The 22,013-nt window shown below is 50.1% G+C and carries 25 protein-coding genes and 2 tRNA genes; 1 reads left to right on the forward strand and 26 read right to left on the reverse strand.

The window, feature by feature from the left end:
* Positions 1–41: 41 nt before the first annotated feature.
* The 25 genes from DXB83_RS14060 to DXB83_RS14175 all read right to left on the reverse strand — a co-directional run bounded on the left by DXB83_RS14060 (position 42) and on the right by DXB83_RS14175 (position 21,190).
* Positions 42–254: a DUF5348 domain-containing protein gene (locus DXB83_RS14060; RefSeq protein ID WP_002574007.1), complete on the reverse strand. Its 213-nt coding sequence runs from the start codon at positions 252–254 to the stop codon at positions 42–44.
* Between the two features lie 15 nt (positions 255–269).
* Positions 270–1,160, reverse strand: a complete 891-nt coding sequence (locus tag DXB83_RS14065; RefSeq protein WP_206908189.1) for a DUF6017 domain-containing protein — start codon at positions 1,158–1,160, stop codon at positions 270–272.
* A gap of 486 nt (positions 1,161–1,646) precedes the next feature.
* A complete protein-coding gene (gene rlmD / locus DXB83_RS14075) occupies positions 1,647–3,044 on the reverse strand; it encodes a 23S rRNA (uracil(1939)-C(5))-methyltransferase RlmD (protein ID WP_118697771.1) in 1,398 nt (465 codons plus the stop codon).
* A gap of 84 nt (positions 3,045–3,128) precedes the next feature.
* Positions 3,129–3,359, reverse strand: coding sequence for a hypothetical protein (locus DXB83_RS14080; protein ID WP_055221244.1), 231 nt, complete (start codon positions 3,357–3,359; stop codon positions 3,129–3,131).
* A gap of 280 nt (positions 3,360–3,639) precedes the next feature.
* On the reverse strand, positions 3,640–4,248 hold the full coding sequence (locus DXB83_RS14085) for a YdcF family protein (RefSeq protein ID WP_055221246.1): 609 nt from the start codon (positions 4,246–4,248) through the stop codon (positions 3,640–3,642).
* A gap of 6 nt (positions 4,249–4,254) precedes the next feature.
* Positions 4,255–5,388 carry a dTDP-4-amino-4,6-dideoxygalactose transaminase gene (rffA, locus tag DXB83_RS14090; RefSeq protein ID WP_117760542.1) on the reverse strand — a complete coding sequence of 378 codons (1,134 nt, stop codon included), beginning with the start codon at positions 5,386–5,388 and terminating at the stop codon, positions 4,255–4,257.
* Between the two features lie 189 nt (positions 5,389–5,577).
* Positions 5,578–5,651 (reverse strand) — tRNA-Met (locus tag DXB83_RS14095).
* Between the two features lie 33 nt (positions 5,652–5,684).
* A tRNA-Val gene (locus DXB83_RS14100) sits at positions 5,685–5,757 on the reverse strand.
* Between the two features lie 91 nt (positions 5,758–5,848).
* On the reverse strand, positions 5,849–6,010 hold the full coding sequence (locus tag DXB83_RS16595; RefSeq protein ID WP_022462017.1) for a hypothetical protein: 162 nt from the start codon (positions 6,008–6,010) through the stop codon (positions 5,849–5,851).
* A 179-nt stretch (positions 6,011–6,189) separates the two neighbouring features.
* Entirely contained in the window at positions 6,190–7,461 is a 1,272-nt protein-coding gene (gene purD, locus DXB83_RS14105) for a phosphoribosylamine--glycine ligase (protein ID WP_055227099.1), read from the reverse strand.
* Between the two features lie 5 nt (positions 7,462–7,466).
* The gene (purN, locus tag DXB83_RS14110) at positions 7,467–8,093 is read right to left on the reverse strand and encodes a phosphoribosylglycinamide formyltransferase (protein WP_055221251.1); all 627 of its coding nucleotides are present in this window, start codon (positions 8,091–8,093) and stop codon (positions 7,467–7,469) included.
* Entirely contained in the window at positions 8,087–9,112 is a 1,026-nt protein-coding gene (gene purM / locus DXB83_RS14115; RefSeq protein ID WP_118659418.1) for a phosphoribosylformylglycinamidine cyclo-ligase, read from the reverse strand. The genes purN and purM overlap by 7 nt, the downstream gene beginning before the upstream one ends.
* Positions 9,113–9,137: 25 nt before the next feature.
* A complete protein-coding gene (gene purE, locus DXB83_RS14120; RefSeq protein WP_022462013.1) occupies positions 9,138–9,644 on the reverse strand; it encodes a 5-(carboxyamino)imidazole ribonucleotide mutase in 507 nt (168 codons plus the stop codon).
* Between the two features lie 122 nt (positions 9,645–9,766).
* Positions 9,767–11,788, reverse strand: a complete 2,022-nt coding sequence (locus tag DXB83_RS14125) for an aminopeptidase (protein WP_117813269.1) — start codon at positions 11,786–11,788, stop codon at positions 9,767–9,769.
* Positions 11,789–11,854: 66 nt separating this feature from the next.
* Positions 11,855–12,466: an HD domain-containing protein gene (locus DXB83_RS14130; RefSeq protein ID WP_117760545.1), complete on the reverse strand. Its 612-nt coding sequence runs from the start codon at positions 12,464–12,466 to the stop codon at positions 11,855–11,857.
* Between the two features lie 66 nt (positions 12,467–12,532).
* Positions 12,533–12,850: a hypothetical protein gene (locus tag DXB83_RS14135; RefSeq protein ID WP_118697772.1), complete on the reverse strand. Its 318-nt coding sequence runs from the start codon at positions 12,848–12,850 to the stop codon at positions 12,533–12,535.
* Positions 12,831–13,307: a VanZ family protein gene (locus DXB83_RS14140; protein ID WP_055227152.1), complete on the reverse strand. Its 477-nt coding sequence runs from the start codon at positions 13,305–13,307 to the stop codon at positions 12,831–12,833. The genes DXB83_RS14135 and DXB83_RS14140 overlap by 20 nt, the downstream gene beginning before the upstream one ends.
* A gap of 114 nt (positions 13,308–13,421) precedes the next feature.
* Positions 13,422–13,574 carry a hypothetical protein gene (locus DXB83_RS16700; protein ID WP_055221261.1) on the reverse strand — a complete coding sequence of 51 codons (153 nt, stop codon included), beginning with the start codon at positions 13,572–13,574 and terminating at the stop codon, positions 13,422–13,424.
* Positions 13,575–13,607: 33 nt separating this feature from the next.
* Positions 13,608–14,285, reverse strand: coding sequence for an orotate phosphoribosyltransferase (gene pyrE / locus DXB83_RS14145; protein ID WP_117802627.1), 678 nt, complete (start codon positions 14,283–14,285; stop codon positions 13,608–13,610).
* Between the two features lie 217 nt (positions 14,286–14,502).
* Entirely contained in the window at positions 14,503–15,720 is a 1,218-nt protein-coding gene (locus DXB83_RS14150; protein WP_055227104.1) for an iron-containing alcohol dehydrogenase, read from the reverse strand.
* A gap of 228 nt (positions 15,721–15,948) precedes the next feature.
* Positions 15,949–16,890 (reverse strand): C40 family peptidase, encoded by a 942-nt coding sequence (locus DXB83_RS14155; RefSeq protein WP_118595601.1) that lies wholly within the window; start codon positions 16,888–16,890, stop codon positions 15,949–15,951.
* A gap of 247 nt (positions 16,891–17,137) precedes the next feature.
* Complete coding sequence (locus tag DXB83_RS14160) at positions 17,138–18,040, reverse strand: dihydroorotate dehydrogenase (RefSeq protein WP_022462000.1); 903 nt, start codon at positions 18,038–18,040, stop codon at positions 17,138–17,140.
* A gap of 24 nt (positions 18,041–18,064) precedes the next feature.
* Complete coding sequence (locus DXB83_RS14165) at positions 18,065–18,835, reverse strand: dihydroorotate dehydrogenase electron transfer subunit (RefSeq protein ID WP_022461999.1); 771 nt, start codon at positions 18,833–18,835, stop codon at positions 18,065–18,067.
* Positions 18,836–18,942: 107 nt separating this feature from the next.
* Positions 18,943–19,872 carry an orotidine-5'-phosphate decarboxylase gene (gene pyrF, locus DXB83_RS14170; protein WP_022461998.1) on the reverse strand — a complete coding sequence of 310 codons (930 nt, stop codon included), beginning with the start codon at positions 19,870–19,872 and terminating at the stop codon, positions 18,943–18,945.
* Positions 19,873–19,909: 37 nt separating this feature from the next.
* On the reverse strand, positions 19,910–21,190 hold the full coding sequence (locus tag DXB83_RS14175) for a dihydroorotase (protein ID WP_117509731.1): 1,281 nt from the start codon (positions 21,188–21,190) through the stop codon (positions 19,910–19,912).
* Between the two features lie 314 nt (positions 21,191–21,504).
* Between DXB83_RS14175 and DXB83_RS14180 the strand changes: the two genes are divergently transcribed.
* On the forward strand, positions 21,505–21,705 hold the full coding sequence (locus DXB83_RS14180; RefSeq protein ID WP_022461996.1) for a cold-shock protein: 201 nt from the start codon (positions 21,505–21,507) through the stop codon (positions 21,703–21,705).
* A 49-nt stretch (positions 21,706–21,754) separates the two neighbouring features.
* Here DXB83_RS14180 and DXB83_RS16720 read toward each other — a convergent pair.
* Positions 21,755–22,013, reverse strand: a 259-nt coding sequence (locus tag DXB83_RS16720; protein ID WP_207665917.1) for a hypothetical protein, incomplete at its 5' end; no start/stop codon positions are given.

Consider the following 22,013-nt stretch of genomic DNA (forward strand, 5'->3'; position numbering starts at 1 on the left):
GAAACAGAAAAGGGACAGCCGCTTGCGCCGGTTGTCCCCGATTAAATCCTCACCCGCAGGCCGGAAAGGTCGTCGGCACGGATACCAACCAGATACCAGTTGGCCCCGTACTCAATGCGGGTGGGCTTCCATCTGCCGCCCACCATCACGTCAAAGGTTTCTCCACAGTGCAGGCCGCCGTAGTAGTCCGCCAGATCAAAGCGAATGTCGTAACGGTCGCTGCGCTCGTCGAAAATCAATGCACCCTGTTTCATAGGGCCGTCCTCCTTTCAGATTTTGCCGGTGTTCATGTCATGGGCCACCAGCGCGGCATAGTAACCGTTGATCGTGCTGGGCGCATTGAACAGCATAGCCAGCAGGTATTTCTTGATGTTGCGGATTTCCGAAGTGTTCTTGCTCAAACAGTCAAAGACAAACTCGATGTGAGAGCTGTCCAGCTTCATAAACTTGGATTTCACCAGCTCTGCCGGGTAATCGTCCCCGGCAATGCGGATGGTCTTGCGGGCGCTGCATACGGTTTCCACCAGCAAGTCCACAATTTCGTCCAGCGTTTCCCGGTCAATGCCCTTGACGTGCTGGAAAAGGTGTTCGTACTCGATGTTGTCCATGATGATTTGACGATAAATCTCTATGGCGCTCTGTGATTTCGCTTCCGTTCCTTTCCGTTCCGGCGGCTGTGCCGCCTCGTCCTCCAAAGGAGAGGGTCGGGAAAGGATAGGAATGGGATCGGTAATTGATACATCAGTAATTGATTTTTCTTTACTTGATATATCTTTATTTAATTGCGTTGGTTTTCCCAACGTAGGCTTTTCCTGCGTTGGATTATCCAACATTGGATTTTCCAACGTAGGTGAATCCGGCACAGGCTGGGGCTGTTCATAGATCACATAGTCCGCGCCGCGCAAGCGCCCTTGACTGTCGCGCTCACGGGATCGGACGATGTACCCGGCCTGTTCCAGCTCCCGGATTGCGGCCCGGATCGCGTCGATCTGCTCCCGGTTGATAAGGGATAAGCCTTTGAGCGTATAGTCCCAATCTTCCGGCAGGGAGAGCATTTGCGATAACAGGCCCTTGGCTTTCAGGGATAAGTCCTTGTTCCGCAGGTGGTGATTGGACATCACCGTGTAGCCCTTGTTACGCTCTACACGAAATACTGCCATATTCTCAACTCCTTTCACTCGAAATGTCACCGCGTCGTAGGCGGTCAGCTTGCCCGGCTGGTAGGGACATTCCGCATAGACGCAGAATTGATATTTCCAGTGCGGGCGATAAAAGCGGCAGGTGCCGCAGTCCTCCGGCGTGACCGCCTCGCCGCTGTCGTAGTGGTCGAAACCAGGCTTGCCCTGCATGAGCTGTTCAAAGGCCCGGTCGCTGCCGGAAGTGAAGTACATAGGCCGTCGCCTCCTTTCCGCTTTCGGGCAAAAAGAAAAGCCGCAGAATATGAAAACTCTGCGGCTCCGCCCATGAGAAAGGGACACCGCTTGCACGATGTCCCTTTCAGTCAACTATTTAGTTTTTTGTGTTCCCACACTCCATATCAATAACTACCGAAACCGTGATATAGTCCTCAATACGCTTATTACGGAATTTATCACCCTCGGCGTCAAACACCACATGGCGGGAAAAGTGCCTAAATCTAAGGATTTCTACAAGGTTTCTCTTTGTAGCAACACTATTGTCTCGACGTGCACCGTTCCCGGAAACATATCAACACAGCAGACTTTTTCTACACGGTATCCATATTTTGCAAACTCTACCAGATCCCGCGCAAGAGAAGTCGGCTTGCAGGAGATGTAAAGCATTTTTTCACACCTATATAAATCAACTATCTTCGGCAGAGCCTTCGGATGGATTCCTTCGCGCGGTGGATCAAGAACGATGAAGTCCGGTTTTTCTTCGATTTCATCGATCACCTTCAGCACGTCTCCGGCGAGGAAACTGCAGTTGGTAAGGCCGTTTGCCTCTGCGTTCTCTTTTGCAGCTGTAACAGCTTCTTCCACGATTTCCACGCCGATCACTTCTTTTGCGACCGGTGCAAGGATCTGGGCGATGGTTCCGGTTCCGCTGTAGAGGTCGAAGATCGTGCGGTCTTTCGTCTCGCCGACGAACTCGCGGGCGGTGCTGTAGAGAACTTCCGCGCCAAGGGAATTGGTCTGGAAGAAGGAGAACGGGGTGATCTTGAATTTCAGTCCGAGGAGTTCTTCATAGAAGTAGTCCTGTCCGTAGAGCACTTTTGTCTCATCGCTCTTTACAACATCTGCCAGGGAATCATTTATGATATGGAGGAATCCGACAACCTTTCCTTCCAGCGGCAGACCAAGCACTTCCTGCACGAGCGGCATCAGATCCCACTCTTCCTGGCTTGTGGTGACGAGATTTACCAGGATTTCTCCGGTATTCTCGGCTCTTCGAACCAGCAGGTGGCGCAGGTAACCCTCGTGGCTTATCTTGTGGTAGTAACTTGCGTTCCGCTCTTTAAAGTACGCCAGCACGCAGGTCAGAATCTTTGTGAAATCCTCATGCACGATTTTGCAGTCGCACGCGGTCAGGACATCGTAGGTGCTTCCCTTTTTATGAAGTCCGAGAGACAACGGGCCGTCCTTGTATTCATCGCCGAAGGAAAACTCCATTTTATTCCGGTATGCAAACTCCTTCGGACTTCCTTTGATTCCAAGGAACGGATAATCGGCCTCCCCCGCCTCATTGACCTGGCCGGCCTCCACGAGGGCATCGTCGAGCAGTTTTTTCACCTGACCGGCCTTCATTGCAAGCTGATCCTCATAACTCATCGTCTGGTACATGCATCCGCCGCAGGACGGGAAAATACTGCAGACCGGATCGCGCTTTTCCATCGGGGATTTTTCTGTTACTTCGAGCAGGCGGCCCTCCATGCGGTTCTTTCTTTTTTTGTTGATTTGAAAGCGGATCTTCTGTCCCGGAATTGCATTTTTCACGGTAACCGTCTCGCCCTCCACATGTACACGTCCTTTATTCGGGAAATCGATTCTTTCCACGACTCCCTCGTAAATTTCTCCTTTTTTCATTCTCTTCTCCTTCTATGTCAAACTGATTTCCGGACAGAAAAACTCCGGTACCACGTTCCGGCACCGGAGTTTCTTTTTTCCATCCTACTTATCTTCGTCTTCATCCTCGAAGTAATCGTCGAAATCGTCATCGAAATCATCTTCGAAGTCTTCCAGATAATCCGGAGTTACAAACCGGTATACTGCGTATGCGATTCCTGCAACTGCCGCTACCGCTCCGACAATGGCAAGAACCCATAAAATCACGTTTTTCGGTTTTTCGTTCTCACGTTCTCTCTGTTTTAAAAGCTCTAATACTTCATCAATCTTATTCATACTGTCCACCAACCTTTGCTTTAGATTAGAAACTTAACTTAACGATAGTATACCATACGAGCCGCAATTTTACCACAATTTCCGCTCTTTTTTATAAATCTTTTCGTTTCAACTCACAATCGGTATTTTCACAGAGTCTGACATGTCGAGAATAGTTCGACTGTGACTTTCCTCATGTCAGTGGAGGATACCGATTTCTCTCCGCCTACCACTGCCGTTATGTTTCTTTTAACAATTCATCCCACCACTTTAGAAGCTGAGGACTTCTTGTCTACTGGTGTTAAAATTCAGAATCCGCCGGCAGTTCCCGCAGAATCTTGTGGAACTGACCGCCGCAGCGCTCCATTTCTCCTAACACCTGGTCGATCCATTCACCCTTTGTATGCCAGTTTTCTCTGGTGAACTCAATATCCGAAGGACAGACAAAAAACTCTGTCTCCGGGTAGACAAGCTGGTAATACAGAATACACCGTCTCGCATGGAGATTCCGGCAGCAGAGGATCGCTTTTTTTACCTCGATGCCCGCCGCATCTGTCACTTCCCGTGACCGCAGTGCATTTTCATACGTATACGTCGCCTGGTCTTCGCGTAGAATCGCTTTCTCCGGCACGCTGTTTTTCTGCAGTACCGTCCGCAGAAACTCCCACTCGGTTTCATAGTTTCCGCCGTACTGCTCCGCAAGATCCTGTACACCGGCGAAATGCCCGAGCACAGTACTGTATCTTCCCGACGGAAGCACATACGGCGCAAATCCTTCTTTCCAGAGTTCTGCCGCGTGCGCCGCCATCTGCGGATATCCGTTTCCCGGCACAAAAATCACATCGGCTTTCTGCGGCTCATCCTTCACGAAAATATAGTCCGTAAAGTAGTTTAAAAACTTCTCATACATGAAATGTTACCACTCTTTAAAGTCCATGAGGCACTCTACGACATATGCCATATCCTGTTCAGACAGGCTGTAGAACATCGGCAGACGCATCAGGCGCTCGCTCTCTTTTGTTGTGTATTTGTCCTCTCCGTGGAAAACACCGAACTTCTGTCCGGCCGGGGAGGTATGGAGCGGAACGTAATGGAAGACACACATCACACCGCGCTCTTTCATATAGTTGATCAGTTTTGTACGTACTTCCAGATTTCTTGCCTTGATGAAGTACATATGCGCATTATGTACACAGCCTTCCGGCACAACCGGCTGCTCGATCTTTCCGGCCTCAGCCAGCGGACGGAGCTGCTCATGGTAATAGTTGTAGATGGCCATCCGCTTTCTATCGATTTTCTCATGTTCCTCGAGTTCTGCAAGCAGGTAAGCAGCATTCATATCGCTCGGCAGATAGGAGGAACCGTAGTCGATCCAGGTATATTTGTCGATCTGTCCGCGGAAAAACTTGCTGCGGTTCGTTCCCTTTTCACGAAGGATCTCTGCTTTTTCCAGATAATTCTCATCCTGGAACAGCAGTGCGCCGCCCTCTCCCATCGTATAGTTTTTCGTCTCATGGAAGCTGTAGCAGCCAAAATCGCCGATCGTTCCAAGGGCTTTTCCCTTGTAGTACGCGCTCACACCCTGTGCCGCATCCTCTACAACCTTCAGGTTATGGCGTTTTGCAATATCCATGATGGTATCCATTTCACAGGCAACGCCCGCATAGTGAACCGGAACAATCGCTTTTGTTTTTTCGGTGATGGCATCCTCAATCTTGGTCTCGTCGATGTTCATCGTATCCGGACGGATATCCACGTAGACGATTTTTGCTCCGCGCAGAACAAAGGCATCTGCAGTGGAAACAAACGTGTAGGACGGCATGATCACTTCGTCGCCCGGCCGAATCTCAGACAGGTAAGCTGCCATTTCCAGTGCATGGGTGCAGGATGTCGTAAGCATCGCATGTTTTACGTTGAAATTGTCCTGCATCCAGGCAGAACATTTCTTCGTAAAAGGACCGTCGCCGCACAGCTTGTTGTTTTCCTCTGCCGCCTGGCGGATGTATTCCAGTTCTGTTCCAATAAAAGGTGGTTTATTAAACTCTATCATTGTTTTTTCCTTATCTTTCTTCTATCCATTACTGTTTTATTTACTTTCAGAGCCCAAAACAAGCTCTTAGGTAGTCTCATTTTCTCACAAATCCCTGTGAATTTCAAGACACGATTTTGACATGACAGCCATATCATCAGACTGTCCATAAAGCTAAAAGAACCCTTGATTTCTCAAGGGTTCCACAAGTAGCGAGAGGGGGATTCGAACCCTCGACACCGCGGGTATGAACCGCGTGCTCTAGCCAACTGAGCTATCTCGCCATATTCATTTTCAACACCGTTTTTCATAAAATATGGGGCCTATAGGGCTCGAACCTATGACCCTCTGCTTGTAAGGCAGATGCTCTCCCAGCTGAGCTAAGACCCCACATCAGTGTTTTGTCTGTTGGCTTTTTATCTGTATCACCAACCGACTTCGTTAGTATAGCATTCCACCCGCCAAATGTCAACACTAATTTTCAAATTTTTTCGATTTTTTTCAACTTTTTCTCCCGCCACTCTTTCAGGTACTGCTCCTGTTCAAGATCTTCCCGTTCTTTCTCCCATCCTGCCGCCCGGCAGAGCGTCCATGCAAGCAGAAGAAATACGGCAAAAATCCCCGCCAGACAAACGATTCCCATCTTTTCTGACCGCCTTTCCTGTTCTGATTCTGCTAAAAAGCAAAGGATCTCCTTACTATTGTATCCGGAACGGCGGCGCTTTATTCCCTTTTCAGAACAAAAAGACAAAGCCGCCAGATTTCCCTTTCACCGGGATTCTGGCGGCTCCATTTTACTCAAAATTAAAATTCACATTCACGTTACGCTTCGTCAATCGCTTTTCCAATATCATGGCGGTAATATTTATTGTCAAAGTCAACCCAGTCAACAGCCTTATATGCATTCGCACGTGCCTCTTTCAGGGTATCGCCAAGTGCTGTCACGCCGAGGACACGGCCTCCGTTTGTCACGATCTCGCCGTCTTTGAACTTCGTTCCTGCATGGAAGCAGTAATAGCCCTCATGCTCTTTGAACGTCTCGAGTCCGCGGATCGGGAATCCTTTTTCGTAGGAAACCGGATAACCGTTCGAAGCCAGTACGATGCAGACACACGCATTATCTGCAAACTGCAGGTCGATCTGGTCGAGAGTTCCGTCGATGCAGGCTTCAAATACATCAATGATGTCTGTCTTCATACGAGGAAGCACAACCTGTGCCTCCGGATCGCCGAAGCGGGCATTGTACTCGAGCACTTTCGGTCCGTCCGGTGTCAGCATCAGTCCGAAGAAGATAACTCCCTTAAACGGTCTTCCCTCAGCTGCCATCGCATCTACGGTCGGCTGATAGATATATTTCTTACAGAACTTATCCACTTCTTCGGTATAAAACGGACTCGGGGAGAAGTTGCCCATACCGCCGGTGTTCAGGCCGGTGTCGCCGTCTCCTGCTCTCTTGTGGTCCTGTGCGGAACTCATCGTCTTGATCGTCTTTCCATCCACAAAGGAGAGAACGGAAACCTCACGTCCCGTCATAAACTCCTCGATGACCATCTCGTTTCCGGCACTGCCGAATTTCTTGTCGAGCATGATCGTCTTGACGCCCTCTTTTGCTTCCTCTAAGGTATTGCAGATCAGAACGCCTTTTCCAAGAGCCAGACCGTCGGCTTTCAGCACGATCGGGAATTTTGCAGTCTCGAGATATTTCTCTGCCGCTTCTGGATCGGAGAATGTCTCGTATGCCGCCGTCGGGATATGGTATTTTTTCATCAGGTCTTTGGAGAACGCTTTCGATCCTTCCAGGATTGCCGCATTCTTTCTTGGTCCGAATACGCGCAGTCCCTCTGCCTCAAACGCATCGACAACACCGCCGACCAGCGGATCATCCATGCCGATGACGGTCAGGTCAATCTCTTTTTCTTTCGCAAAAGCAACGAGCTTGTCAAACTCCATCGCTGCAATATCGACACACTCTGCGTACTCCGCAATTCCTGCGTTTCCAGGAGCGCAGTAAATCTTGTCTACCTTCGGGCTCTGCGCCACCTTCCAGGCAATCGCATGCTCTCTTCCGCCGCTTCCTACAATCAATACTTTCATCGCTCTTACTCCTTTATCTTTACGTGTCCGTCTTCTACCGTTACTTTTCCGTTTGCAATCAGATCAATCGCACGCGGCATAATGACCCACTCGGCCTCTTCCATGACGCGCTGCTGCAGTGCCTTCGGTGTATCGCCCTCGTGCACTTCGACTGCCTTCTGCAGAATAATCGGGCCGGTGTCTGTTCCGCCGTCCACAAAATGAACCGTCGCTCCCGTCACTTTGACGCCGCGGGATAATACGCCCTCGTGCACTTTCAGTCCGTAATAGCCCGTTCCGCAGAACGACGGAATGAGGGACGGATGAATGTTGATGATCTTATTCGGATAAGCATCCACAATGCTCTGCGGGATCACAACCAGGCATCCTGCGAGCACAACGAGATCGACGTTGTACGACTGCAGTTTCGCCAGCAGTGCCTCGTTGAATGCTTCTCTCGATGCAAAGGTCTTCGGGGAAAGGCATACCGCATCAATCTCCTTCTTTTTCGCACGCTCCAGCGCATACGCTCCTGCATTGTTGCTGATGACAACAGAAACCTCCGCGTTTGTGATGATTCCCTCGTCAATCGCATCCAGAATCGCCTGCAGGTTCGTGCCGCCGCCGGAGACGAGAACTGCTAATCTTAGCATAACTGTACTCCTTTTTCTCCGTTTTCAATGTGGCCGATCACATATGGCGTATCTCCTGTGGAACGGATGGCTTTCATCACTGCGTCTACATCTTTCGGATCAACAGCCAGTACCATACCGATACCCATGTTGAAGGTGTTGTACATCATCTGCTCGTCGATATTGCCTTTCTTTGCCATCAGATCAAAGATCGGCGGTACGGTGTAGCTGTCTTTCTGTACAACGGCTACGGTGTTGTCTTTGAGCATACGCGGAATGTTCTCGTAGAAGCCGCCTCCGGTGATGTGGCTGCATGCTTTTACGGTTACACCGGCATCTTTGATGGCGCGGAGTGCTTTTACGTAGATACGGGTCGGTGCAAGCAGGGTCTCGCCGAGGGTTGCGCCGAGCTCATCATAGTATGTATTTAAAGAATCTTTTGTCATATCGAAAACTTTGCGGACAAGAGAAAATCCGTTGCTGTGAACGCCGGTGGAAGCCATGCCGATCAGTACGTCTCCGGCTGCCAGATTTTCACCGGTAATCATGTCTTTCTTGTCACATACGCCGACAGCAAAACCTGCCAGATCGTACTCATCCTCCGGCATCAGGCCCGGATGCTCTGCGGTCTCACCGCCGATCAGTGCCGCATCGGACTGCAGACAGCCTTCTGCAACGCCTTTTACGATCGAAGCGATCTTCTCCGGATAGTTCTTTCCGCATGCGATGTAGTCGAGGAAGAACAGCGGTTCTCCGCCGGCACATGCGATATCGTTCACACACATGGCAACGGCATCAATGCCGATGGTGTCGTGTTTATCAAGAATCATGGCGAGCTTCACCTTGGTTCCGCATCCGTCTGTACCGGAAAGCAGCACCGGCTCTTCCATTTCTTTGATTTTTGCCAGGGAAAAAGCGCCGGAAAAACCGCCAAGGCCGCCTAATACCTCCGGGCGCATGGTTTTCTTTACATGCTCTTTCATTAATTCTACTGATTTGTATCCAGCTTCAATATCTACTCCTGCGTTCTTGTAATCCATGGTGAACCTCCCTTGTCCTTTGTTTTTATTTACTGTAGTTACGGTATCCTGTTTCCTGCAGTTTTGCGTCTTTTGCCTCAACCTGCTCTTTCATTTCCTGTGTATATGCTTTCAGTTTTGCAAGCAGTTCCGGATCGGAAGTTGCAAGAATCTTTGCTGCCAGGATTCCGGCATTGGCACCGCCATTGATGGCAACGGTTGCTACCGGAATGCCGCTCGGCATCTGTACGATGGAGTACAGGGAATCACGACCTCCAAGCGATGTGGTATGCATCGGAATTCCGATGACCGGCATTGGGAAAATAGCTGCGCACATACCCGGCAGATGAGCTGCCATACCTGCGCCTGCAATGATAACCTTGAAGCCTTTCTCCTCTGCGGTTTTTGCATATTCGAAAAATACATCCGGCTCGCGGTGTGCGGAGATGATTTTCATCTCGTACTCAATTCCAAATTTTTCCAGCATGTCGGCTGCTTTGCTCATTACCGGCATATCAGAGTCGCTGCCCATCACAATTCCTACTTTAGCCATGTTGTTCTCCTTTTCTGATTAACTGTTCTAAGCGTTATTCATTAGTTATACTTATATTTATGTTTTAATCATTCAGTTCTGCTTATAATATACTAAGCAGGCGCAGAAATGTCAACCCATAATCAGCCAAAAGGTTCATTTAATTCTTCCGTTCCCGGCAGGACGAAGCGTCCGTCCTCAATGAGAGGGATCGTCGTTCCGTCTGCTTTTTCGACCGCAACCGACTGCAGTTCGCGGTACGGAATCGTGATGTCCGTGTGGCATCCGAAGTATGCTTTCGACGGATCTTCTTTCCGTTTTGCCGAAACCTCGTTCTCGCGCGCGATTACTTCTTTTCCGTCCGGGTTGTACATCGGGCTGTCCTCCGCCCAGGCGTAGCAGGTGTCGCCCATCGCAAAATGCGGGCCCATCTTCTCTGCAATCAGGATCGGCAGTTTTCCGGCGATGCCGTACTGCTCTGCCATCACGTACGCCGTCGTGTTCGTTCCGATGGCAAACTCACCGATCGGCAGCGTCCTGTGGTGATACAGCAGGTTTTCTTCTATATAAGTACGATTGTCCTCTTCTTTTTCGAAGTTTGCGCAGTCATACGCGGTGATCATGCCGTCAGTCAGCGTCAGGCAGAGATCGCGGTAATACAGCTCGTTCAGGTAGACCCCCGTCACATGGAGCACGCCTGTCGTGCCGGTAAGACTCGGGGAAGTAAAGACCTCTCCGACCGGAATATTGCAGTCGGCAACACAGTTCTCGAAATTCGTCTCTTTCGCAGGATCGTTCAGATGATGCAGCATCACGCGCAGATCCGTTCTGTTCTCTCCTTTTCCAAGCACATGCACGGAAACACCCTCGTCGAGCGCATCGATCAGGTACTGCTGGATGCGCTGGTATTTTTCGTAATCGAGCGTGTTGATCTTTACGATCTCACGGAAAATTTTTTCGTAGCGCGGATCGATCTCCGGCATCGGGTAGGCGATGATCGTGTAGCCGTACTCGTCATCCTTGATATAGCGGTTTACAATCTGGCCCGCCTCGTTCTGGAAACCGACACGGAGCTTTTGCTGGCGCTCGTTTAAGTGCAGTGCCTGTTTTTTATTTACTGGCTCAAACGGAACTTCGCCGAAGGTTTCCACCACGGCAGGGCCGGCATAGCCGTCCGCCAGTTCTTTGTACTCGTCGTATTTCACCTGCATCGCGCGGAGCCGTCTCTTCACGAGATCCTCGTTGAGATACAGCGCCTCATCGTTCCGGTGATCGTAGTCATACTGCTTATTCGCAGACGCACCGGCAACCCACGTTCTCCGCGCGCCGCGGGAAATCACCGGCTCGAGTCCCATCTCGCGGAACTGTAATATTGCCGCACGGATCATGCGCTCAAAACCGATGTGGAAGCGGATGCTGACTGTCTTCTTTTTCGACAGATCTTTTCGCGCCACGAGAAAGCACTTGCGGAAGCCTTCTGTGTAGGTGCGTGCCATCGCGTCGATTTCTTCCTGGCTGAACGTATTTAAAAAGCGGGCTGTACCCTTCTCATTTTCGGTGATATATTCGCCGTACTGGTACAGATACCGCAGATCCGTCAGATCAGATTCCATCACAATATCCTTCACAAAGTGCAGCGACGGGTCGACGATTTCGCGCACCTGGTATTCCTGGCGCTCCTCGGCGTAATCGCTCACATACCAGTAAATGCTCTCTTTTACATACTGCGCGGACGGCAGCGTCTCCTCCTCGAACATCGCATACAACTCGAGATACAGCTCCATCGCCGCAGTCAGCTCCAGCAGGCGGTCCTCATAGACCCAGACAACAGCATTTCCCAGCTCCCGGTACAGGCAGCAGAGGCTCCTTCCATGCGTTTCACCAAGTGCCCGCACGGCAAACGCCGGGTTTCCGTAGGAGGTCTCATACCGCTCCCCGATCACATCTTCATACGGCTCGCGGTTAAAAACAGCCAGCTCTTCCTCGGATGCTGTTTTTAGATATCCTTCTGCGATTCTGCTCCGGATCTGGTCCATTTTGCAGAGGTACTGTGCCATCTGTGCAAAAAAATCGCGGTACGGCTGCGGAACGCTTTTTTCCGCCGGAATCTGGCGGATCCGCTCAATTGCAAGCGCATACCGCTCGTTTAATAATTCATCCGTCATAAAAAATCCCTTTCTGTTTCTCTTTAACTGTTACGAGGGGCAGATCTGCCCCTCATTCTTCTTAACTTATTCCTGTTTTTCTTCCCGGTCGTCAATAATTTTTCCATCCCGGATACTCTGTTCGAGAATCTCTTCCATATAACTCCAGATCTCCTCGGAGCCGGTCGCCGTCTTCTCGTTTCGTTTTAACGGCTGGGAAATCCGCACATTGTGGCTGGTCCAGTCTTTTCCATCGTTCTCATGATTTAAAAGCAGCGGCTGGAAATTGTCCATCACATGAGCAAAGCGCGCTTCCGGTGTCTCATACGCTTCGAACTCGAGCCAGAGATCCATCAGCATTTTTCCCTGATCCTCCGGCAGCAGGCCGTAGATGCGCTCGGCCGCTTTGTGTTCTCTCTCGTCTTTTGTTTTGTTTGCCTCCGCGTCGTACGCATACGTGTCGCCTGCATCAATCTCCACGAGGTCGTGGATCAGCAGCATGAGCATCGTTCTGCCGATGTCGATTTTCTCATTCGAATATTCCTGCAGCAGAAATGCCATCACCGCCATGTGCCATGCGTGCTCCGCGTCGTCCTCCTGGCGCGAATAGCCGCGGATGTGCGTCTGGCGCAGGATCTGTTTTTCTTTATCAATCTCCAGAATAAAATTCAGCTGTTTTTCAAAACGTTCGCGATCCATCTTTTTCCCCTTTTCTTTTATATGTACTCCCGGAGTCTTTCTGTGCTTGATTTTACGAGAGTACATTTATCTCACACCGATCAGAAACAGTGCCAGCCATGCGACCAGCATGCCGCCGCTCGTAATCGAGCCGAGAACCGACATTCTGTGGCTGACCTGTTCTTCTTTAAAGCTCTTCATTCCCACATAGAAGCCGTATCCCGACAGAAGGAATGAGAACAGTCCCGCTGCTCCGAGAAAAATGCCTCCGTTTCCGCGGAATGCAAACGATACGATCGAAGCCAGCAGAAGCAGAAAGACCGAAGCACCTGCCATATAGAGAGCTTCCTTTCCGCCTTCCGACGGCTTCCGGACAAAATTGTAATTATACTTCTTCCTCGCCATATTTCCATCTCCTGAATTTATTGCAGATCAGGAATGCGCCGCAGCCGATCATGGCTCCAAGCGTATTCAGGATCAGATCATCTACATCAAAGCAGCCCACCTTCGTGATGAGCTGAATCGTCTCCACGCAGAGGCTGAACATAAAACCAAGAAGCGATACTTTCCAGAAACTCTCCATTTTTTTGTGCATCACCGGAACGATAAAGCCGAACGGCAGAAAACCGATCACATTGCCCGCCAGATTTAAAAATGCGGCAAGGAATCCCACCTTTTCGCGGTAAATCCAGAACCGTCTGATTTCCTGAAACGGCACCAGATTGTAACGGTAATCCAGTTCAAAAAAGTTTCTTCTCCCGTATTCTTCTGCAAAAAACAGAAAATAAACGAGCGCAAGAAGATACACCAGAAATAAAATCCGTCCCACAACGCGGATTCTGGCTTTCGTCTCCTGCTTCATCTTCGTTTCCCCTTTCTGCGTTGTTCTCCCCTCTGCTATCAGAAACGCCGGCATACCTCATCGGCGCACGCGCTTCCGAAATATCCCGGCATTTTTTCTTTTTAAAAGGCGCTTTTAGAACATGATTTCCCCGCGTCGTTTCAGCAGGCCTGCCCCGCTTACGATCATCAGAACACCGGTTGCCACGCCAACAACAACCAGTACGGCGCCCATAGCGATATTTCCGCCGCCGACACGTCCCATGGTTTTATAAATCTTTTCATTCATAGCGCAAAACTCCCTTTCCCGGTGTACCGCATCTTATTTCACGCCGTACTCCTCATAATATGCATCAATGGCAGCCTTCATCTTGTCATCGATCTGAATTTTGCCCTGGCATGGACGGTTGTACAGATACGTGATAACGTCCTCCATGGTTACAATGGCATTTGCCGGGAAGCCATAGGTTTCCTGGATTTCCTCGAGTGCGCTCTTATCGCCTTTTCCGCGCTCCATGCGGTTTAAGGATACCATCAGTCCTTTGATCTCCACATTGCCCTGTGCCTGGATGATCGGGAAGGTCTCCTCGATGGATTTTCCGGAAGTGGTTACATCCTCAATAATGACAACGCGGTCACCGTCTTTGATCTTGCTTCCAAGCAGCAGTCCTGCATCTCCACCGTGGTCTTTGGCTTCCTTCCGGTTGGAGCAGTAGCGTACTTCTACACCGTAGAGATCATGAATCGCAATTGCTGTTACAACACTGAGCGGAATTCCTTTGTATGCCGGTCCGAACAGAACGTCAAAATCCAGCCCGTAGTTGTCATGGATTGCTTTTGCGTAATACTCGCCGAGACGTTTTAACTGACTGCCGGTTACGTAAGCGCCTGCATTCATAAAGAACGGGGATTTTCTTCCGCTTTTCAGGGTGAACTCTCCAAATTTTAATACCTGGCTCTCGACCATGAATTCAATGAACTCTTTCTTATACTGTTCCATCTTATTTTCCTCCATATTTTCAGGGGAAGGCATCGGTTCTCGCATGCCGCCCGTTTTTACTTCTATTCTGTTCTATACTACCATAAATGCCTCTGTTTTTCCAGTCCAGACACAGGATTTCGCATAAAAAACATAAAATCCACACAAATAAATTTCATTCTCTGACGCAAAAAATCCCTCCGCCCAGAGAACGGAGGGATTTCGATATGTTTTCTTTTTAGAAATCTACTTCTGTATCATAGTAGCAGCATTTCAGCAGTTTTTCCATCTCTTCAACAGATGGCTGTCTCGGGTTGGATCCGGTGCAGGCATCGGCGATGGCATTTACAGCGATGTCGTGCAGTCTCTCCAGGAATACGTCTTCCGGAACGAAGCCCTGCTCGGTCGGATAGCTGTCTTTTCCGTAGTTCTTGATGCAGTGCGGAATGTTCAGTTTGTCGTTCATGCCGCGCAGATAGTCAATGAGGAGTTTTACTTTCTCTTCCGTTGTCTCGCCGCCAAGTTTCATCTCGTCAGCGATCACTGCATAACGTTTTGCTGCAGTCTCGTCTTTTGCGTTGAACGCGATAACCTTCGGCAGGTACATAGCGTTTGCTGCGCCGTGGATCAGGTGAGCGCCGTAATCAGCGAATGCTGCGCCTGTTTTATGTGCCATGGAGTGAACAATACCAAGAAGTGCATTGGAGAATGCCATACCAGCGAGGCACTGTGCGTTGTGCATGCTGTCACGTTTTGCCATATCTCCGTTGTAGGAATCTACCAGGTCTGCCTGAATCATCTTGATTGCATACAGTGCCAGCGGATCGGTGAAGTCACAGTTCGCGGTGGAAACGTATGCCTCGATTGCATGGGTCATAGCGTCCATACCGGTGTGAGCAACTAACTTTTGCGGCATCGTCTCTGCCAGATCCGGATCTACGATTGCAACGTCCGGCGTGATTTCGAAGTCTGCCAGCGGGTATTTGATACCTTTTTCATAGTCTGTGATAACTGCGAACGCGGTTACCTCGGTTGCTGTTCCGGATGTAGAAGAAATTGCACAGAAATGAGCTTTTCTGCGGAGTTTCGGCATTCCGAATACCTTGCACATTTCTTCGAAGGTGATGTCTGGATACTCGTATTTGATCCACATTGCTTTTGCTGCGTCGATCGGAGATCCGCCGCCCATTGCTACGATCCAGTCCGGCTGGAACTCTTCCATCGCTTTTGCTCCGCGCATAACAGTCTCGACTGACGGGTCAGACTCGATTCCCTCAAAAAGCTGTACTTCCATGCCGGCTTCTTTCAGGTAGTCTACTGCGCGATCCAGGAAACCGAAACGTTTCATGGAGCCGCCGCCTACACAGACGATTGCACGTTTTCCTTCGAATGTTTTCAGTGCCTCTAAAGCACCCTTTCCGTGGTATAAATCTCTTGGTAATGTAAATCTTGCCATTGTTCAGAACCCCTTTCTTGTTTTGCTTCTGATGGACAGCTCCGGCAGATCAGATCAGCAGAATTTCTGTTTTTCCTACTCTCTGTTTGAGCCGCCTTTTGTCTTTTGTTTTCGACTTTGTTATTATTATAACAAACTTTTTCAGGGATTTCCAATACAAAAATGATATTTCCTGATGTCAATTATATATGTCTTATTTACTCCCGTGCCGCCCGCAATGCCTGTTTTTCACGGTACATCGCTCTTTTCCTCCAGCTTTCCGCTTCCAGATATTTCACGAAAAACACTCCCAACCACTTTCAACGCCTCCGCCAGATCCTCCCGAAAATCCTCATCCCCTCTCCGCAGACTATTCACCCTGCACCCAAACACCCTCTCATGCCCCGTACAGTGCAGATACCTGCCGTCCCCCAGATACATCCCCACATGCCCCCTCCAGAACAGCAGATCCCCGGCCTTCGCCCGTTCCTCCACCAGACACATCTCCTCCCCTTCTCTCCAGATCGCTTTCATCGGATACCCTTCCCTGATATCCGCATCCCGCCAAATCAAAACCCCATTCATCAAATACACCATAAACACCACACCCGAACAGTCAATCCCATCCGCCGCCTTCCCGCCCCACCGGTACTGGCATCCAAGATACCCCTTCGCACACTCCACAACCTTCCTCCGAAACTTCTCTTCCGACCACCCCTCCGGAATCCCCTGCTCCACAAAAAACCTCTCTTCCGATTTTCCCCACAAAAACCGATCCGAATCCAGTCTTTTTCTTAATGCCACCTCCGGCACAAACCCACTGATCCCATTCGCCAGTTTCACCCTGCAATACCCATTCTCCGTCTCCTCCATTTTCTCCACAAAACACCCCCGTCCCAGCGTCTCCAACATCCGCGACTGCACCCGCGCTCCCCTCATCACATCCGCAAACCCGCGTGTCACCACATACGTATTCCCTGCCTTTTCCCTCTCCTCCATCCACTCCCGGCTTTTCTCTTCAATCAAATTCCTCTCCATCCACCCCCGATACCCATAATGCGTCCAAACCTCAATCCACTCCCCCTCATCTTCCCACATCACGCTCCATCCAAAAAACACCTCATCCACCACATCCACCCCATTCTCCTCATACAAAAACGCCCGCTTCACTTTAATGATCCCATACTTCATCTCACATACCACCTTCCATTTTCTATATACTATGCACCCACCACAACACTCTCACGCCGATCCGCCCCCGGCGGATCCAGACCTACTTCGTTTCAGCTCCACACAACCAGATCTCACTGGAATTTGCGCCTGCGGTGTGGCGGGCATAGAAAAAGAGGGCGGAACTGTGCCCATTCTGAGCCACAGTTCCGCCCTCTTTTTCTCGCCCGCCGCACCGCAGATGCGAAGCCGCTCGAGGCCGTCCGTCTTATCTCACCGCCCCGATCAGCGAATTAATATCGTCAACCTTATGCCTTCTCATATACTCTTCGATACCGCGAACCGTTTCAACAGTCGCATACGGATTAAAGAAATTCGCCGTCCCAATCGAAACCGCCGTAGCCCCCGCCAGAATAAACTCCAGCGCATCCTCCGCCGACGCAATACCGCCCATACCAATAATCGGCACTTTCACTGCCTGCGCCACCTGATACACCATCCGCACCGCAATCGGCTTCACCGCCGGCCCCGACATACCGCCAGTCTTATTCGCAATCGCAAACTTCTGCCGTTCAATATCAATCTTCATCCCAGTAAGCGTATTGATCAGCGACAGCACATCCGCCCCGCCGGCTTCCGCAGCCCGCGCCATCTCCGTAATATCCGTCACATTCGGGCTCAATTTCATAATAATCGGCTGCTTCGCATATTTTTTAACTTCTCTGGTGATCGCCTCCACCGCCTTCGGATCCTGTCCAAACGCAATACCGCCCTCCTTCACATTCGGGCACGAAATATTAATCTCCAGCAGATCCACCGGCTCCGAAGTCAATCGCTCCACAACCTCACAGTAATCCTCCGTCGTCCGTCCACACACATTCACCACAATCTTCGTGTCAAACTGTTTCAAAAACGGAATATCCCTCTCACAGAACACATCAATACCAGGATTCTGCAGCCCGATCGCATTCAGCATTCCGCCGTAAACCTCCGCAATACGCGGCGTCGGATTCCCCGGCCACGGCACATTCGCAACACCCTTCGTCACAACCGCACCAAGCTCCTTCAAATCCACAAACTCACTGTACTCCGCGCCGGAGCCAAACGTACCAGATGCCGTCATAACCGGATTCTTCAGTTCCACACCCGCCAGATTCACACTTGTCTTCATCGCTTTTTCTCCTCCTCGCGTCACTTACAGCTCAATTTCCGTACTTAAAAAGACAGGTCCGTCCTTGCAGATCCGCTTGTTGTGCACATGTGAATGACCATCCACCTCAGTCGACTGGCAGACACACGCAAGACATGCGCCAACGCCGCACGCCATCTTCTCTTCCATCGAAATCCAGCATGGAATTCCCTTTTCCAGACCGTACGCCTTAATTGCACGCAGCATCGGAGCCGGACCGCAGGCAAAAATTACATCTGCTTCCAGATGATCCTCGCGCACCGCATCCATCACATTGCCCTTCACACCGGCACTTCCGTCCTCCGTTGCAATATGAAGATCGCCTGCCGCAGCAAACTCCTCATTTAAGAACAACTCATCGCGGTAACCACAGCAGATGATCGTGTCCGTTCCAAGATCCTTCGCCGTCTGCAGCATCGGCGGAACACCGATACCGCCGCCCATCAGCATCACACGTTTTCCCTTACCTTCCTCGATCGGGAATCCATTTCCAAGCGGCCCTAAAATATCAACCTCATCCCCCGCTTTCAGATGCGAAAACTCCTCCGTTCCTGCACCTGCCACACGGTAGACAATCCGAAGTCTTCCTCCCTCTCGGTCGATCTCACAAAGAGAAATCGGACGCGGCAGAAGACGGCTGCCGTCCTTCGAAAACAGAGAAATAAACTGGCCGGCCTTCGCCTCTTTCGCAATCACTTTCGTGGAAATCCACATGCTGTAAATTCCTTTTGCAATGCACTCCTGACTTTCCACAGTACAGCATTCCTTGATTTTCATAAGCTGAACACTCCTTTTATTTTCTTGAATCGGCGAAAAGCCCAAAATATCCTCCGGCGGACATAACATCTACCCGGCAGACCTTCTGAGCTTTTCACCCTGTATTCTTATTTTGCAGCAGCAAGCGCCCCGCTGATATCCTCAACCATATCCTTTACAGCTGCTCTCGAAGCATCCGCAAAGTTCTCAGTGCCAAACTCGGCATATTTTTCCTGTTTGTAAGCAGCGATAATACCTCTCGAAGAGTTTACGATTGCACCCAGTCCGTCCTCATTGAAGAAGTGAACGAGGTCTTTTCCTTTTCCACCCTGTGCACCGTAGCCCGGTACCAGGATGTAGGATTTCGGCATTACCTTACGCAGCACCTTGCCCATCTCCGGGTACGTAGCGCCGACAACAGCTCCCACATAGCTGTAATCATCGCCCATGTGCTCCTCGCCCCACGCGGCAACCTGCTCGCCGACCCACTCATACAGCGGACGTCCGTCGATGATGCGGTCCTGGAACTCGCCGCTGGACGGGTTCGAGGTTTTTACCAGAACAAAGATACCTTTTTTCTCCTCTTTGCAGACCTTGATGAACGGTTTTACGCCGTCAGATCCAAGATACGGATTGACAGTTGCAAAATCCTCATGGAATCCGGCGTAGGATTTGCTTCCCACCTGCACGTGGCCGAGGTGGCCGACTGCATACGCCTCAGAAGTAGAACCGATATCGCCTCGTTTGATATCGCCGATGACAACGAGACCCTTTTCCTGGCAGTAGGAAACGGTCTTCTCATACGCTGCCATTCCCGGAACGCCGAACTGCTCATACATGGCAACCTGCGGTTTTACAGCCGGAATCAGATCGTATGTTGCGTCGACAATCGCTTTATTGAACTGCCAAACGGCCTCTGCAGCTCCTTCGAGTGTCTCTCCGTACTCGGCAAATGCCTTTTTCTGTACGTGCTCCGGCACATAGTTCAGCATCGGGTCCAGACCTACGACGATCGGTGCATTTGTTTTTTTAATGTTTGCAATCAGTTTGTTAATCATCTGCTTACTCTCCCTCTTCTGTTTTTTCTTATAGAAATTACTCAGCTTCGTATACAATCTTGCCGCCGCATACGGTAGCCATAACTTTTCCTTTGACTTTCTTGCCGCCGAACGGAGTGTTTTTGCCCTTGGAAACAAACTCCTTCGGATCGATCACATACTCTGCTTCCGGATCGATGATAACCACATCGGCGTCCATGCCGGGTGCAAGAGAACCTTTCTTGTCCAGGTGCAGGATTTTTGCCGGATTGTAGCTCATCTTCTCTGCCATCTGCATCGGGGTGATGATCTCGGTATCCACAAGTTCGGTGATGGTAAGAGCCACGCTCGTCTCCAGTCCGACGATGCCGAACGGAGCTTTCTTGAAGGACTCCTGTTTCTCGGTCAGCGCATGCGGTGCATGATCGGTGCTGATGACATCGAAGACATCGTCTTTCAGACCCTGGCGCAGTGCCTCGAGATCCTCTTTCGTACGGAGCGGCGGATTCATCTTGTAGTTGGTGTCGCCCTTTACGATGTCGTCGCTGCAGAGGGTAAAGTGATGCGGGCAGACCTCGGCGGAAATCGAAACGCCGGCCTTTCTCGCCTCACGCACCATATCCACGCTCTCTTTGGTCGAGCAGTGACACAGATGCAGGTGTGCACCTGTCTCTGCGGCAAGTACGATATCTCTTGCAACAATCGTGTTCTCTACGGAGTTTGTGATGCCCGGCAGATGCCACTCTCTCGAGTTTGCATCCTCATTCATGCAGCCGCCGTTTACGAGGTTCTTGTCCTCGCAGTGAGCCAGCACCGGAATGTTTTTCTCTGCGGCAATCTCCATGGCCTCTTTGTAGAGCAGCGCGTTCATAACGGATTTTCCGTCCTCGCTGATCGCCGGGATGCCGGCTTTTACCATGCCCTCGATATCGGCGAGCTCTTCACCCTTCTGTCCTACTGTGATGGCGCCTGCCTGCAGTACATTAATCGGAGAAAAACGGTCTGCTTTGATCGTTACATAGTTGACGCGGTCCGGGCTGTCGATGACCGGTTTTGTATTCGGCATCGCTACCAGCGTTGTCACGCCTCCTTTTGCTGCTGCTTTCGAACCGCTTTCAATATCTTCTTTATATGTCTGCCCCGGGTCGCGGAGATGTACATGCATATCGATGATGCCAGGCATTACATAGCAGCCTTTTGCATCTATTACCTGCGCATCTTTTACGCGGATTCCTTTTTCAACCCGTGTAATAACGCCGTTTTCGATCAGAACATCACTGATTTCGTCTTTTTGGGTGGCCGGGTCGATGACCTGTCCATTTTTGATTAAGATACTCATCTTACGTTCTCTGATCCTTTCTTTTCTTCTGGCCGTCGTCCGACCATTTATTCCTTTTTATAATACACGAAATCTTTCCTGAAATAAAGAGTTTTTTCTTGACTTTTTTGATTTGCAAGATTATAATGGTCTCAATCGAGAAGATGTTGAGATGTAATACGTGGTCACTAGCTATTAGAGATTATATTAGCATTCACCTTCAATATAATCTGTAATAGCTAGTGAATTTTTTTATCAAAAGTTCACTCGCTTATGGGGGAACATATGCATTCCCACATCATGCTTATTTTTTAATTTTATGGAGGTAACTCACAATGAACAAGGGAACAGTGAAATGGTTTAACGCAGAGAAGGGCTATGGCTTCATCACAGGCGAAGACGGAAACGATGTATTCGTACATTTCTCCGCTATCCAGGGTGAAGGATTCAAAACTCTTGACGAAGGTCAGGCGGTTACTTACGATCTTACCGAGGGTGCTCGCGGAATGCAGGCTTCCAACGTTGTTAAATGCTAATTAACCATAAGCGAAAGGCCGGGGGATGTATGTCCTCCGGTTTTTTAATTTACGCGGGCAACGAGCCAAAGTCCGTGCCTGCACGAGACCTTGGCGACTGCCGCGATAACTTGAGAAACTCGCGGAGCGTGTTTCTCATAGTTTTTTCTATAGCAAGACCCGAAAATAATGCAAAAAAGGCAGTGCTGCAGAGCGCGAATTGCAAGGAACAGATTTGAAGGCGTACCGGGGTACGACGAAAATCTGTGACGCAGTAATTCACGCTCTGCGGTGCTGAATTTTTTGCATTATTTTCGGGGATTGCTATA

The organism is Blautia sp. OM06-15AC (assembly GCF_003481425.1).
GTDB lineage: Bacteria > Bacillota > Clostridia > Lachnospirales > Lachnospiraceae > Fusicatenibacter > Fusicatenibacter saccharivorans.